This is a genomic window from Limosilactobacillus portuensis (assembly GCF_014838735.1).
Classification (GTDB): Bacteria; Bacillota; Bacilli; order Lactobacillales; family Lactobacillaceae; genus Limosilactobacillus; species Limosilactobacillus portuensis.
In genome coordinates this window covers 1-276 of the sequence record NZ_JABUXQ010000145.1, presented here as the reverse complement: position 1 = coordinate 276, position 276 = coordinate 1, and the positions used below count along the sequence as shown (strand labels likewise).

The following is a 276-nucleotide window of genomic DNA, read 5'->3' as shown; positions in this document are numbered from 1 at the left end:
ATAGCTGTGCTGTCATAGAATAAGTGATTTGCCTTTGCATATGCTTCTGTTAACTCAATTTGCTCCTCTGTACGGTTGGTCAATCTCATATAATTGAGGGTTTCAGAATCAATTGGGAAATATCCACAGGTTGCACCATATTCAGGAGCCATATTTGAGACTGTCGCACGATCTGCAAGAGTAAGGGAGGATAAGCCAGGTCCAAAAAATTCCACAAATTTTCCAACTACATTTTCTTGACGAAGCAGCTGTGTCACTTTCAAAGCCAAGTCCGTC

At 41.3% G+C, this 276-nt stretch carries 1 protein-coding gene; it reads right to left on the bottom strand.

Annotation, left to right across the window (positions count from 1 at the left end):
- Window positions 1–276, bottom strand: a 276-nt coding sequence (locus HUK49_RS10925; RefSeq protein ID WP_235981164.1) for an aconitase family protein, incomplete at both ends; no start/stop codon positions are given.